Raw genomic sequence first — 13,462 nt, forward strand, 5'->3', positions numbered from 1 at the left:
CGCCGTTTAAATTCAACATAAGAACCATGCGCGAGCATATATTTAACATGGCAGACAATCCTTCTTCAGATGCCTTTTATTTCTCGCGTCGATTTGCAGTCATCGATATCTCGACCCCTGATAAAAAGGTCGATGAAACGGGACTTCTCGCACTTACCGGCAACAAGATCGTTCTTGGCGAACCTGGCTTGGGCAAAAGCAAGGTCATGGAGGAACTAGCGCGTCAGATTGGTATAAAACCGGTTACCGCGATCCGCTTTATCAACGCCAAAAACCCGCAAAGATTGGTGCATGTTGGCAAACCGTTGCTGATCGACGGCCTTGATGAAGCTATGTCGCGTCGAGAAGGCGATGCAGTGGACGCGATTCTGGCCCAGCTAGAGGAAGCCGGTTCGCCAACATTCATCTTGTCTTGCCGATCGCGCGAATGGCAAGCACGTAGCTTGACGACTCTTCGTCAGTTGTATGATGCCGACCCAACAATCGTTACGCTCGAACCGCTCGATCGCACCGAGGCTTACCATTATCTCGCCATGCAAAATCCAGACGTAGATGCGGATCACGTACTCGATCACCTCGCAGCGCACAATCTGGATGAGCTCTATCGCAATCCTTTGACGCTCAGTTTGATGGGGCGCGTAGCCGAGAGGGACAGCTTTTTACCAGCGACACGCGGTGCCTTGTTCGAGAGAGCCTGCACTCTTATTTGGCCTGAGCACAACTCTGATCGACAAGATAGCGAGTTGGCGCAGCTTACCGCACACCAAGCAATCAATGCTGCTGGAGCGATCGCCGCCAGCTTGATATTCGCCGGTGCAGAAGCTGCCAGCGTGGCTGGAGCAGCGCAAGCTCAACCGAATGACCTTCGGCTCGTCGACATTGAAACTCTGCCGCAGGCCCAGGCTGCGCCGGTGATATTTACGTCCAAACTATTCCAAAGTTGCGGTCCGTTACGGGCCAAGCCCATTCATCGGGTCATAGCGGAATATCTTGGCGCACAATGGCTTGCACGCCAAGCGAACTCTCCGCGCACGCAGCGACGTTTGTTCGCGCAATTACATTCATACGGCACTGTACCTTCCAGCTTACGCGGTCTGCACGCATGGCTCGCCTATCACAGCTCAACTATGGCCGAAGAGGTGATCTCCGCAGACCCCTATGGCGTCCTTCGCTATGGTGAAACGACAAATCTGACGCCGCATCTGGCGGATTGCCTATTCGAAGCTCTTTGTGCGCTGGCCAAGGATGATCCTTGGTTCCGGGCTGCAGACTGGGGAAGACAGACGGCTGAAGCACTGATGATTCCTGTGCTCAAGCCTAAAATCGCGTCGATCGTCGAATCGACAACAAACAGTTTGCATCTTCGCTCTTTGTTCATTGAAGGACTTAAGGATTCTTCCCTCGCTGCTGAACTCGCAGACACACTTGAGAACATTGTCTTATCCCAGGCCCATACCTTTAGAGAAAGATGCGATGCAGTCGATGCGTTGCTACCGTACCGTGACTTGGTCTGGTGCCGCACCACGGTTACTATATTGCTCAATCAGGCCAGCCATGATGCACCGCAATTGGCACGTCATATCATCCAGCATATCAATGCCGATGTGACCGATGAACAACTCGCCACTACCCTGTTCACCGAAATGGGGATCATCAATTGCCCCATCCCACGCCAAAAAAACAAACGCTTTCGTAGCGTTTGGTATTACCAACGTCTGTTTGAATCGATCTCATCAGATCGCCTGACCGACTTACTAGACTTGATTATCGATTATACCGAACTAATTCACGACGACGATTGGACAAATCTCGGCACTGCTGCCGACATTGTAGCCCAACTTGTCGTTCGTACCATTGAGGAAACTAAACTTGGGGCGCTCCAAGCCGCTGCAGTCTGGCGTTGGCTCACAGTTATCGAGCGAGCACACTGCTCCCATCACGATATCCAAAAGATTCTTTCAGAGCGACTTTCGACAAATGCTTCCCTACGACATGCAATTCAAAGCCATGCCTTAGAAAGCGACCGCCGCGGAGAGACTTTGTCGGAAACCTCCATATATATGCAACGTCGGTTAGTAGGGCTCTGGGCACGACCCGATGATCTAGCTCAGGTGCTTGATCGGCTTCTTCAGAACACCACGACGCGTCCAGATTCACAACGAGACTGGATAGATCTCCTGAATATTGGCTGGGGGCCAGACGGGCTCAGTCCAGAGGGACGCGCTGCAGTGAGAGCATTCGGACGCGGGAATAAACTGGTCACGGATTGTCTCCATCTCCTCGACAATCCAGAGACACCGGCTTGGAAGATCCAACAGGAGGAGGAGAATGCAAAAAGAGGGCGTGAACGCCAAGAAGCGTTTAGCAGGGCACGTATCCACTATGAGAACTTGCGCGTTGACCTTCGCACCGGGATATTAAATGCAATCCAGCAGCCCGCCAAAGCCTACTTCAGCAACTTCCGTGAGCTGCCGAGCGAAATACCTCCCCATGAGCGCCTAGCCGAGTGGCTCGGACCAAACTTACGCGATGACGTACTTGTGGGGCTAGAAGCGGTGCTGCACCGTACCGATCTACCGACTGCGACTGAAATCGCCACCGGCTTCGCACATGATGAAATCTATAAACATAGCTACGCTATCATGGCAGGTTTCTATGAGAGAATGAGAAACGGCAGAGGTATCGCTGATCTACCCGATCCCGTGAAGAAGACCGCATTGCTTCTTTGCTATGACGACCACGGTTGGAACCTCGAGAGCGAAAAGCAGGCCCTCCTACAAGCTCTCGAGACGGATGTAGTTCGGACACCAACGGCACGACTATCTTTTGCGCGGCTTTGGATCGAACCGGCGCTCGTGGCAGCTAAAGAGTACGTCCCCGGCCTTTATCTGCTTGTTCATAATCCCGATTGGCAGGCGACCGGTGCGATGTTGGCGGCTGAATGGCTAATAACGTTTCACGATATTCCCGAAAAAGTCGAAGCCATTTTAATCGACTGCCTGACCCATAGCGCTGCCTTCAATGCACTGCGTAATGTAGCGGAGATGCGCGAAAGAACGATACTCCGTAATTTCAAACATATGCAATTCTGGCTTGCGATCGACATACTTGTAAGGTTCGAGAAGACACTACCCGATATTGAAGGCATAGGTGCGCACAATCCAGAATTTATCTGGTTTCTACGTAACCGTTTCCAATTTGAAAGACGTGGCAAGATGCTGCCACTGTCGATCAAACAGGCGGAATGGATTATCAGCGAATTCCGCAAGGAGTGGCCATATGCAGTTTTGGAAGGCAGCAGCACGGGCGACGAAAATGATTATGATGCAACAGATTTTTTACGTTCGTTGATCAACCTTATCGCAAACGACACAAGTGTAAATGCGAGTAACGTGTTACAACGCCTGATAGGCGCGCCCACGGACAGCTATTCAGACCTAATCCGTCATGCAGCAGCAGAGCAGCGTCAAAAACGCGCAGAGAAGGATTTTACGATAATAACGCCCGGTACACTGAGCACTCTCTTGGAAGACGGACCGCCCGGTAATATTGAAGATTTAAAAAATTTAGTGCTCGAAGAGATGGACATAGCTCGTCGTAAGTTTCTTGGAGACGACCTGGATACGGCCACCATCTTTTGGAGTGATAACGGCATTCCGCGTGACGAGAACACATGTCGCGACAGATTGGCAGCGATAATCAGCCCCGACCTTGGGCGCTACAATATCCAGCGGATTACCGAAGCGGATATGCCGATGACTAAGCGCGCTGACCTCGCCTTTGCATGTGGAACGATGCAGTTACCCGTAGAAATCAAAGGCCAGTGGCATAAGGACGTCTGGGACGCTGCAACCGACCAACTCGACGTCCAATATTTGGTCGACTGGCGATCCGAGCAGCGCGGTATCTACTGTGTGCTATGGTTTGGCGATACTCCATCATCGACTAGGCGCCGATTGAAGTCGCACCCCGACGGGGTTCCGGCCCCTACGACCGCTGATGAAATGCGGGACATGCTGATTGCCAGGATTCCAACGGCGCGGCGAGCGCTAATCGATGTGGTGGTATTCGACTTCACCGCGGGAAATCCTGGAGCCATCCTCTGATACACTACGATAAATGCGGCGGCAGCAACTGCGGCAGCCGGCCATGTGCGACGTTGCCCACACACTCATCGGTCTGAAACAATATATATCGCAATTGGTTGCGGGTTGGCTGCCCCGATTTGAACCTGCGAAATTAAGGGTCTGATTTTGTTTGTGTTTATTTTCGCCCTGCCCTGCACCCAAAGAAAAACCCCACGAACCTATTGGTTTCGTGGGGTTTTCTTAATTCAGTTGATTGCGGGGGTAGGCAACCAACGATACTTGCGATTGGTGGACCGTGTGATACCTTACCTCGCGGCATAATCGCATATATATTTTACACTACGTAAAAAATGACCAAATCGTGCCGTCGCTTATCTACAATCAATTCAAGGATATAGTCGAACTTCAAAAGTAATCGCTTGGTGACTTTCCAAGCGAGCGGCGGAACATTGCCGAAAAGGCGCTGGGGCTGTCATATCCGCACGCAAGGGCGACATTCAAGATCGACTGCCCTTCCGCCAGGAGAGCCAGCGCATGCAATAAACGCGCCTGCTGCCGCCAATGAGCGAAACTCAAGCCGGTCTCGCGCCGAAATAGCCGCATGAAGCTCGATCGACTCATATGCAGCGCGCCGGCGGCTTCCTCCAGAGGGACATCGCGGGCAGGATCGCTTTGTATCCATTCACAGAAGCGCGCGAGTGGCCTGTGCCGGGGATGAGGCAGGTTGAGCGGCTCGACAGGCAGGAACGCCAATTCCAGCAACAGCAGCCGCGTAACGGCACGGCCAAGCTCCCCGTCTCGTGGCGTGTCGGCAAGTGCAGCGAGCCGCAGGATCAATTCGCGCAGCAACGGCGTCACCGCCACCACCGCGCAAGCGTCAGGCAGCTCTTTCACCTCGGCCTGGTCGATCAGCAACGCGCGGAACTGCACGGTGGCGTAGCTTTTCGTCTCGTGCCCGATGCCCGCCGGAACCCAAACCGCCCGGCTCGGCGGCACGACCCATGTGCCCCCTGCCGCCGTGACGGAAACGGTACCGCTGATCGCGTAGATGAGCTGCGCCTGAGGATGCGCATGGCGGACACCTACGAAGCGGTACGCGTCCTTGCTGACGACCGTGATCCGGTCAATAGCGGCCCGCTCCAGCATTTCCGATGTGATCCGATCGCGACGATAAATGCCCTTCGCCTGAGAGAATATCATCCCTTTCGGAGCTATCATAGCGCCAGTCCAGAATCAGGCCTCCGTGTCCTACCATGTTTGCGATCGCCTTCCTCGCCAGCCATTCCGTCCAGCCGCGCTTCATGGCGCGGGCGGCTATCAATGCAACCGGTGCGAGCCTTCGCGCCCGGTTCGATACGCAGATGGGGCAACTGCTTTCCGTCGTGCCGCGACTTACAGGCGGCCGCCAGGACTGACGGCATCCTGGCGGCCGTACACGGCCATGCTCGCTGCCCCCTTCCCGCACGCAACGGACATCATTCATGTTGAAAAACCCGGAAACCAAATACCGCCCTTTCATCACGCCCGTCGGCCTGCCGGATCGGCAATGGCCGTCACGGCGGCTGACCGCGGCCCCGCGCTGGCTGTCCACCGATCTGCGCGACGGCAATCAAGCATTGGCGAATCCCATGGGGGTGGAGCGCAAGCTCCGCTTCTACGACATGCTGGTCGCGATCGGCTTCAAGGAAATCGAGGTCGCCTTTCCCTCGGCCTCGCAGACCGAATTCGACTTCGTGCGCCGCCTGATCGACGAGGACAAAATCCCCGATGACGTGACGATCCAGGTTCTGACGCAAGCGCGGATCGATCTGATCGCCCGAACGTTCGAATCGCTGGACGGCGCCCGCCGCGCCATCGTCCATCTCTACAACGCCACGGCGCCGCTGTTCCGGCGTGTGGTTTTCGGCATGGAACGCCATGAGGTCGTCGATCTGGCGGTCACGGGCGTCACGGCGATGCGCGAAGAGAGCCTGAAGCGCCCCGGGACGGCCTGGACTTTCGAATATTCGCCGGAGACCTTCTGCTTCACGGAACCCGAGTTCGCGCTAGAAATCTGCGAGCGGGTGCTCGACGTGTGGCGGCCCACGCCGGAGCGTCCGGCCATTCTGAACCTGCCGGCGACGGTCGAGGTCGCGATGCCGAACGTCTATGCCGACCAGATCGAGTGGTTCTGCCGCCACATCTCGCGGCGGGATGCCGTCGTCATCAGCGTTCATCCCCACAATGATCGCGGCACCGGAATCACCGCCGCCGAGCAGGCGCTTCTCGCCGGCGCGGATCGGGTGGAAGGTTGCCTGTTCGGCAATGGCGAGCGGACGGGAAACGTGGATATCATGACCCTGGCGCTGAACCTCTACACGCAGGGGATCGATCCCGGCCTGTCCTTCCCGGCGATGCACCGGATTGTCGAAACCGTCGAGCACTGCACCGGAATCCCGGTTCATCCCAGGCACCCCTACGCGGGAGATCTGGTGCATACGGCCTTTTCAGGCTCGCATCAGGACGCCATCCGCAAGGGTTTCGCCGCGCATGAGCAGCGTAACGACGGCGTATGGGAGATGCCGTATCTGCCGATCGACCCGATTGATATCGGCGAGACCTACGAAGCCGTCATCCGCGTGAACAGCCAGTCCGGCAAGGGCGGCGTCGCCTGGGTCCTGGAACAGGATCGGAGCCTGAAGCTGCCCAAGCGCATGCAGGCGGATTTCAGCGCCCATGTCCAGAAGCTGGCCGACGAAATCGGTCGCGAACTCGATGCCGCCGATATCTGGCGGTGCTTCGAGATTTGCTATTTGCCCTGCCCGACCGACCGGTTCGTGCTGGTAGATTACGAGGAGCGCGGTCCGGCGGGTCAGCGGCTTTTCGTCGGCCGCATCGCCATCGACGGCAAGGTCCGCTCGCTCTCGGGGCGCGGTAACGGCCTGATCTCCGGGATCGTGGCAGCACTCGCAGACGCAGGCGGCCCCTTGCTGGACGTCGTGGACTATCAGGAACATGCGATGGGTCGCGGCACGGATGCGCGCGCGGCAGCCTATGTCGAATGCCGCACGGCAGAGGGCCGGGCGGTATTCGGCGCGGGCATCGATCCCGAGGTTGCGACGGCCTCCGTCCGTGCGCTGCTCAGCGCGGCAAACAACGCCCTGTAGAACATGAAGACGCCGCATGAGGAAGAAACCATGACCCGTTCCCACGAGAGCATCGTCGACGATCAGTTCGGCGATCAGGCGCAAGCCTATGTGAGCAGCGCCGTCCACGCGGGCGGCGAAGATCTGGACGCGCTTGAATCGATCGCCGAACGCGACAAACCCGATCATGCCCTCGATCTGGGATCGGGGGGCGGGCATGTCGCCTATCGGCTCGCGCGCCATTCCAGGGCCGTCACCGCGGTCGATCTCTCGGCGGCGATGCTGAAGGCGGTCGACGACACAGCCAGCCAGCGCGGCCTGTCAAACATCGAAACCCGTCCCGCTGCGGCCGAAAGGCTTCCAGTCGGCGATGCCACGTTCGATCTGCTCGCCTGCCGGTTCAGCGCCCATCACTGGCGCGACTGGCAGGCGGGCCTCCGCGAGGCGCGCCGCGTTTTGAAACCTGGTGCCATGGCGATCTTCATCGACGTCGTATCGCCGGCCTACCCGCTGTTCGACACGCATTTGCAGGCGATCGAGCTGCTGCGCGATCCGTCCCACGTTCGCGACTATACGGAAGGCGAATGGGCCGCAGCACTCGGTCACGCCGGTTTTCGGATACGCGGCACGATCAAGCGGCGCCTGCGCATGGATTTCGGATCGTGGATCAGCCGAATGCGAACGCCCGATGCGCATCGCGCGGCCATACGATCGCTCCAGCATCTGGCATCCGCCGAAACCACCACCTATTTTGCTATCGAGCCCGATGGCTCCTTTTCAATCGACGCTTTGCAGATCGAAGCGACCGCCTGCAGGGCGCGCACACTCTGATCGGGGAATAACCGGCTTACCGGCATCGAGGGCAGCAACCCATGAATAGACAAGCCAGTCAAAACCAAGAGGTCTCGCTCACGACACGATGGGCAACCCTGGACGACCTTCCGGCACTCCGATCGCTCATGGCGCGCGCCATCGACGCCTTGCAGACCGGCTTCCTCTCTCCGGAGCAGATCGCCGCCAGTCGCGCGATCATGGGCCTCGATACCCAGTTGATCGAGGATGGCACCTACCTCATCGCCGAGAAGGACGGGGTCGTGGCGGGTTGTGGCGGATGGAGCAGGCGCGCCACCCTGTATGGCGGCGATCATAGCGAAGGACTGCGCAACCCCAAGCTGCTCGACCCCGCCAAAGATCCGGCGAAGATCAGAGCGATGTACACACATCCGGACTTCGCCCGACAAGGCATCGGACGGCTGATCCTGCGCAAATGCGAGAAGGCCGCCGCTGATCATGGCTTCTCCGCCGTTGAGTTGATGGCGACGCTGAGCGGTGAGCGGCTGTATGGACAGTGCGGCTTCATCCCGATCGAACGCATCCAGGCGGTCGCGAACGGCGTGACTGTTCCGCTCTTGAGAATGCGAAAAATGCTTGAAGCGTCCGATTAACATGCAATGGGCTGCGCGAACGCGCTCCTATGGTACTGATATCGAGAAAGCCGAAGTCATCCACCACGATGTTCACCGGTACTGCTTCATTGCTCGATCGGTGAACTTCCCGATCACCTACGCACCGAAGTTCGAGATGCTGCAAGGATGACACCCCCTTTCCTGAAACTCGATCCTGGTCGGAGCACCGGAGTACACCTTCCGGTGCCACCGCGAGCCGAAAACTCATTATTTACTTACGTCAACGCGATCAGACGTCATGGATCGGATAACATAAGCCGGCATTTTCCCTGGGTGTGCATTCGACCGAGAATCACTGCAGGCTGCTGCCCCTAACAGGTGCCGGATCACGGTCGTCGCGTGGTCCGGGTGCCAAATGCCGACCGATCAGGCAAGCTGCGGTCGATGACGGTCCAACCTGCGGAGGCCTGATGCTCCTTCTCGACCATGTCTCGATCGGCGTTCCCGATCTCGACGCTGCCCGACCATTCTATGACTCCATCATGGAGGCACTCGGCGCGTCGAAGGTCTATGATCGCCGCGATGCCCTCGGCTACGGCGCGCGCTGCTCGGCCGATGACGTCGCGTCAAGTTGCCTTGCCGTGTATCTGGACCCGAGCCCGATCACCATGAACCGACGCCACTGGTGCTTTAAGGCGTTGACCCGTGAGCAAGTCGACGATTTTTATCGTCGCGGGCTGGCAGCCGGAGGTCGATCAGACGGAGAGCCTGGTCTTAGGCCCGCTTATCATGAGCACTATTACGCGGCGTTTCTGCTCGACCTGGCTGGCAACAGGATCGAAGCCGTCTGCCATGCAAAAGAAACCGCCAGAGCAGTGATCGAACACGGATAAGCGACGCTGCAAACGTAGCGCCTTTGTCGGACATGGTCGCACGATTGGTCGAATTCTCTCCCTCAGAGGCGTCCTTGCCGACGATCCTCGCTCAGCTTCAAGATTGGCCGTCTGACGAGCGTTTCCGGCTGTACGCGCTCCCACAACGTTTCGGTACCCTCTTCCTTCGCACGCTGTTCCCAGCGCCGGATCCAGTCTTCGGCGCTCCTGATGCGCCCGGGATGTATCTCATCCAACAGTTTGTAGTCGCGCGTGATGATGCCGTGCTTCCACTGGTTCCAGAAGCCAGTGAAGTTCTCCCGGAAACTCATCGTACTCTTGTCGGCAGGATCTGCGTTATACGCAGCCGGCTGATCTGCGACCGCCCGAATGGGCGCGAAGTACGTTTCCAGATCGGTGTCCACATAGCGTGCCGGATGCCCTGTTACACGCTCGAACGCGGCGGCGAGATCGGCATATCGGACATGCTCGATCGCGACCTCGAGATCCATCCCGTTGGCGCGTGCCGGGTTGTCGAACAGCCAGCGGACGTAATAAGCGCAGTCATCGAGCGCGACATGCGCCACGGCCCCTTCGCCCAAGGGCACGCGCCAGGTCAGCACGCCATCTTCCAGCCGGGGTGGCATCGGCGTGCCCCCTGAAAAGGCCATTTCCATGTAGGGCCCGGTGGTGAACAGCGCCGCCCCCATGCGATCGCCGTTGGTTCGGGTCTGATCCAGTATCCATTCACCGATCCGCCCCTTGCCGTCGTAATGCCCGGTGCGGAACATCGAGCGATACCCGGCTTTCTTGAGCGTATAATCGAGATTGCCGTAAACGAAGAACTTGACCCCTTCCTCCAGCGCGATTTCATACGCCCGGATCGCCCAGTACATCTCGGTTTTCTCGCCGGCGTTGAAGCCGTCTATGTTGACGAAAGCTCCATCGCAAGCCCGCAATCCCTCGCGAAGGGTGATCTCATCCGCGAACGTCCCTTCGAGGAACGACACGCCCATCAGCGAAGCCAGCGACCTAGCACGGGCCGAGCCGGCATCACGCGTCAGGGCGAGCACCGAATAGCGGCCATCCTCGACAAGACCGCGCACGACCGGCAGCCCCTGCGCGCCGGACGCACCGATCACGAAAATTCTAGAAACGTTTGGCATGTCCGGCTCCGATGTGTTGATGCCGAACAGTGTAGCTCTTATGATAGGAGTATGTCGACTCTGATTATCAGAGTGACACGGCAGCTATTGCAAGGAGGCGTTCGGGACGATGCGATCCAAAGGGTTCGACGGAATGGCATGCTCGATCGCGGAGGTGATGAGCGCCCTCAACGACCGCTGGGGGCTTCTGATCATGCGGGACCTGCTTCTCGGCCTAACACGCTTTGACGATTTGCAGCGATCGAGCGGCGTCACGAATGCGACTCTCTCCGATCGCCTCAAGTGCCTGGAGGCGTCGGGTCTCATCGAGCGTCGCCGATATCAGACGCGTCCCGATCGCTACGAGTATTGTCCGACGCCTAAAGGGCTCGACATGGCGTTGATCATGCAGGCGCTGGTACAGGTCGGGGACAAATGGCGACAAAGGCGTAATGAGGGCGCTCCCTTGCGTTTCGTCGACGCGAACTCTGGCCGAGCATTGAGGTTGGGGCCAGTCGATGCCGAAACGGGGGAGATCGTGACTGCACCGAAGATCACGGTCCAAGCGGGGCCCGACGCGGACGAGATCATGCAATGGCGGATCGCGCGGGGTTGGCGAATTCCTTCATGAAGAGAGTCTCTGCCTCCCGCGCGACTTCGACGACGTCGAGGCTGAGTGCGAGTCCCGCCTCGTCGAGCGCGTGAAGGGCGAACCATCGCGCTTCGAGGGCATCGTCTCCAGCGATCAGCTGGCCTGACGTCCACCGGCAGAGCACAGCGATCAAAATGAAATGCTGACGAAGCCGACCATGCTCATCATGATCGAAGGCATCGACCGCCGTAAACACGCGCAGCGCTTCGGCGTGAACCCCCGTCTCCTCCAGCAGTTCGCGAACCGCCGCATTTTCGATGGTCTCTCCCGCCTCAATCTTGCCGCCAGGAAATCCCCAGCGCCCGGCATCCGGCGGGTTAGCCCGCCGCACCAGGAGTATCCTGCCCTCGTGAAATACGGCCGCGATCGTCGCCGCAATCGGGCGAAATGCCGGGGCGACAGGAAGAGACAAGGGGATTTCGGTGGGCATGGCGGCTCCGTTCGATTTCATGACTCGCTTCTGGCGACGCTAATTAGCCATTGCCTCACGATGATCTGGTCCGTTTCTGAAAGCGGCTCCGAAATTTCGCGCTCCAACGCCTGCACACGCTCCCGGCATCGCCGCAACAGCGACTGGCCGTTCGGCGTCAGCTCAATTTGCAGGATGCGCCCATGGATTCCATGCGGCAACCGCTGGATCGTTCCGGCGCGCTCCAGATTGGAGACGATCACGCTCACCGTTTGAGGTGTCAGCATGGCAAGCCGAGCTACATCGGCGCTCGAAATGCCAGGATAAGCCTTCAGCATCGTCATCACCGCGAATTGAGGCGCCGTGACGTCGAGATCCGCCAGCGCCCTGTCCATCCTATGCCGATAGGCGCCGGCCGCCTGACGGAGCAGATAGCCGAGATAGGCGGCCTCGCCGCGTTTGCCTTCACCGGGGCGAGGAATGGATGGATCATCGGGAGGCTTGCGCATAATGTAAGAACTCTGATAATATGTTCGTACTCTGATATACGCCACCCGACGGTCGAACGCCATCGCCGTCGCGCGGGAGACATCGCATGGATAAAACGCTCTTTCTCGCCGGCGCCACGGGCACGATCGGCAGTCGGCTCGTTCCGCTGCTCCTCGCGGAGAAATGGCGGGTCGTGGGCACGACGCGCTCCACGGAAAAAGCCACGAGACTGCGCGAACGCGGTGTCGAACCAGTGGTCGTGGACGTTTTTGAATCGGCTGCATTGATCGACGCCGTCGCGGCAACGAAACCCGAAATCGTCGTTCACCAGTTGACCGATCTGCCGCCGAGGCTCGATCCGGCGAGAATGGTCGAGGCGACAGCCCGCAACGCCAGGATACGCGACGAGGGAACCCGGAATCTGGTAGAGGCGGCGATACGCGCGGGAGTGCGGCATTTCATCGCGCAGAGTGTCGCCTTCGCCTACGCGGAAGGCCCGACACCTCATACTGAGGAAGACGCCCTCGCGATCGAAGCGGAGGGTCGCGCAGGGATCTCGGCACGCGGCGTGGCGAGCCTCGAAACGCAGGTTCTGTCCGCACCCTTCGTTGGAGCAGTGCTGCGATACGGGCGGCTTTACGGTCCCGGAACGGGGTTTGAGACGCCCGCGGGTCTGGCGCCTCTCCATGTTGACTCGGCCGCCAACGCGGCACTTCTGGCTCTCTTGCATGGCGCGCGCGGAATCTACAATTTCGCCGAGGATGACGGCGCAGTGAGCAGCGAAAAAGCCAAGCGGGAACTGAATTGGTCGGCGGACTGGAGATGATCCTCATGATGCCCCTCGGGCAATCTGCCGGTAGGTCCCCCGATCCGGCAGATTGTTGCATGTCAGCGCAAACGAGCGTGGGACCGAGTCCCATACCAGGCAGTTCGGCTGCCAGTTGATCACCTGACTCTAACGGCGACGCCCCTTTTCAGGCCGTCGAACGCAATCTTGGCGCCGAGCCTTTCTCCCCTATTCGAACGCGGCATTCGTCACAGCCAGCCCGATGACCGATGACCGATGACCGATGACCGATGACCGATGACCGATGACCGATGACCGATGACCGATGACCGATGACCGATCATGAACGGGTTGCGACGGAAACAGCAAGTGTGGCGTTCTCGGAAAAATTGATATTCGAACTCTAAAGCGCAGATGTCATCGTCATCGATACGCCGATGCATAATTATACGGTTCCGACTACGCAGCCCCGCATCGGACATTCATCCC

Annotated in this window: 12 protein-coding genes; 8 read left to right on the forward strand and 4 right to left on the reverse strand. The window is 58.5% G+C overall.

Annotated elements, in window-relative coordinates:
• The first annotated feature begins 47 nt into the window (after nt 1–47).
• On the forward strand, nt 48–4,106 hold the full coding sequence (locus tag F3J08_RS12825) for an NACHT domain-containing NTPase (RefSeq protein WP_205206992.1): 4,059 nt from the start codon (nt 48–50) through the stop codon (nt 4,104–4,106).
• Nucleotides 4,107–4,493: 387 nt separating this feature from the next.
• On the opposite strand, the gene F3J08_RS12830 is transcribed toward F3J08_RS12825, so the two are convergent.
• On the reverse strand, nt 4,494–5,306 hold the full coding sequence (locus F3J08_RS12830) for a helix-turn-helix domain-containing protein (protein ID WP_240149339.1): 813 nt from the start codon (nt 5,304–5,306) through the stop codon (nt 4,494–4,496).
• Between the two features lie 35 nt (nt 5,307–5,341).
• Between F3J08_RS12830 and F3J08_RS12835 the strand changes: the two genes are divergently transcribed.
• From F3J08_RS12835 to F3J08_RS12855, 5 genes are all read left to right on the forward strand, one after another.
• Nucleotides 5,342–5,503: a hypothetical protein gene (locus F3J08_RS12835; protein ID WP_166930426.1), complete on the forward strand. Its 162-nt coding sequence runs from the start codon at nt 5,342–5,344 to the stop codon at nt 5,501–5,503.
• Nucleotides 5,504–5,569: 66 nt separating this feature from the next.
• Complete coding sequence (leuA, locus tag F3J08_RS12840) at nt 5,570–7,234, forward strand: 2-isopropylmalate synthase (protein WP_166930428.1); 1,665 nt, start codon at nt 5,570–5,572, stop codon at nt 7,232–7,234.
• A 30-nt stretch (nt 7,235–7,264) separates the two neighbouring features.
• Entirely contained in the window at nt 7,265–8,044 is a 780-nt protein-coding gene (locus F3J08_RS12845; protein WP_166930430.1) for a class I SAM-dependent methyltransferase, read from the forward strand.
• Between the two features lie 128 nt (nt 8,045–8,172).
• Nucleotides 8,173–8,658 (forward strand): GNAT family N-acetyltransferase, encoded by a 486-nt coding sequence (locus F3J08_RS12850; RefSeq protein ID WP_240149340.1) that lies wholly within the window; start codon nt 8,173–8,175, stop codon nt 8,656–8,658.
• Between the two features lie 431 nt (nt 8,659–9,089).
• Nucleotides 9,090–9,512, forward strand: a complete 423-nt coding sequence (locus tag F3J08_RS12855) for a VOC family protein (protein ID WP_166930434.1) — start codon at nt 9,090–9,092, stop codon at nt 9,510–9,512.
• Nucleotides 9,513–9,574: 62 nt separating this feature from the next.
• On the opposite strand, the gene F3J08_RS12860 is transcribed toward F3J08_RS12855, so the two are convergent.
• Nucleotides 9,575–10,657: an NmrA family NAD(P)-binding protein gene (locus F3J08_RS12860; RefSeq protein WP_166930435.1), complete on the reverse strand. Its 1,083-nt coding sequence runs from the start codon at nt 10,655–10,657 to the stop codon at nt 9,575–9,577.
• A 157-nt stretch (nt 10,658–10,814) separates the two neighbouring features.
• On the opposite strand from F3J08_RS12860, the gene F3J08_RS12865 reads away from it, so the two are divergent.
• Complete coding sequence (locus F3J08_RS12865; protein ID WP_240149341.1) at nt 10,815–11,267, forward strand: helix-turn-helix domain-containing protein; 453 nt, start codon at nt 10,815–10,817, stop codon at nt 11,265–11,267.
• On the opposite strand, the gene F3J08_RS12870 is transcribed toward F3J08_RS12865, so the two are convergent.
• Nucleotides 11,224–11,739 carry an NUDIX hydrolase gene (locus F3J08_RS12870; protein ID WP_240149342.1) on the reverse strand — a complete coding sequence of 172 codons (516 nt, stop codon included), beginning with the start codon at nt 11,737–11,739 and terminating at the stop codon, nt 11,224–11,226. The two genes, F3J08_RS12865 and F3J08_RS12870, sit on opposite strands and share 44 nt — an antisense overlap.
• A complete protein-coding gene (locus F3J08_RS12875) occupies nt 11,736–12,206 on the reverse strand; it encodes a MarR family winged helix-turn-helix transcriptional regulator (RefSeq protein ID WP_166930439.1) in 471 nt (156 codons plus the stop codon). The genes F3J08_RS12870 and F3J08_RS12875 overlap by 4 nt, the downstream gene beginning before the upstream one ends.
• Before the next feature lie 86 nt (nt 12,207–12,292).
• Between F3J08_RS12875 and F3J08_RS12880 the strand changes: the two genes are divergently transcribed.
• Nucleotides 12,293–13,012 (forward strand): NAD(P)-dependent oxidoreductase, encoded by a 720-nt coding sequence (locus tag F3J08_RS12880; RefSeq protein ID WP_166930441.1) that lies wholly within the window; start codon nt 12,293–12,295, stop codon nt 13,010–13,012.
• Nucleotides 13,013–13,462: the final 450 nt, after the last annotated feature.

Source organism: Asaia sp. As-1742, from assembly GCF_011753235.1.
Taxonomy (GTDB): domain Bacteria; phylum Pseudomonadota; class Alphaproteobacteria; order Acetobacterales; family Acetobacteraceae; genus Asaia; species Asaia bogorensis_B.

Excerpts from the sequence above, each read along its gene's own strand:
- F3J08_RS12860 (WP_166930435.1), bottom strand. The coding sequence starts at position 10,657 with ATGCCAAACGTTTCTAGAATTTTCGTGATCGGTGCGTCCGGCGCGCAG.
- F3J08_RS12875 (WP_166930439.1), bottom strand. The coding sequence starts at position 12,206 with ATGCGCAAGCCTCCCGATGATCCATCCATTCCTCGCCCCGGTGAAGGC.
- F3J08_RS12835 (WP_166930426.1), top strand. The coding sequence starts at position 5,342 with ATGTTTGCGATCGCCTTCCTCGCCAGCCATTCCGTCCAGCCGCGCTTC.
- F3J08_RS12825 (WP_205206992.1), top strand. The coding sequence starts at position 48 with ATGGCAGACAATCCTTCTTCAGATGCCTTTTATTTCTCGCGTCGATTT.
- leuA (WP_166930428.1), top strand. The coding sequence starts at position 5,570 with ATGTTGAAAAACCCGGAAACCAAATACCGCCCTTTCATCACGCCCGTC.
- F3J08_RS12865 (WP_240149341.1), top strand. The coding sequence starts at position 10,815 with ATGAGCGCCCTCAACGACCGCTGGGGGCTTCTGATCATGCGGGACCTG.
- F3J08_RS12850 (WP_240149340.1), top strand. The coding sequence starts at position 8,173 with ATGGCGCGCGCCATCGACGCCTTGCAGACCGGCTTCCTCTCTCCGGAG.
- F3J08_RS12855 (WP_166930434.1), top strand. The coding sequence starts at position 9,090 with ATGCTCCTTCTCGACCATGTCTCGATCGGCGTTCCCGATCTCGACGCT.
- F3J08_RS12880 (WP_166930441.1), top strand. The coding sequence starts at position 12,293 with ATGGATAAAACGCTCTTTCTCGCCGGCGCCACGGGCACGATCGGCAGT.
- F3J08_RS12845 (WP_166930430.1), top strand. The coding sequence starts at position 7,265 with ATGACCCGTTCCCACGAGAGCATCGTCGACGATCAGTTCGGCGATCAG.
- F3J08_RS12830 (WP_240149339.1), bottom strand. The coding sequence starts at position 5,306 with ATGATAGCTCCGAAAGGGATGATATTCTCTCAGGCGAAGGGCATTTAT.
- F3J08_RS12870 (WP_240149342.1), bottom strand. The coding sequence starts at position 11,739 with ATGAAATCGAACGGAGCCGCCATGCCCACCGAAATCCCCTTGTCTCTT.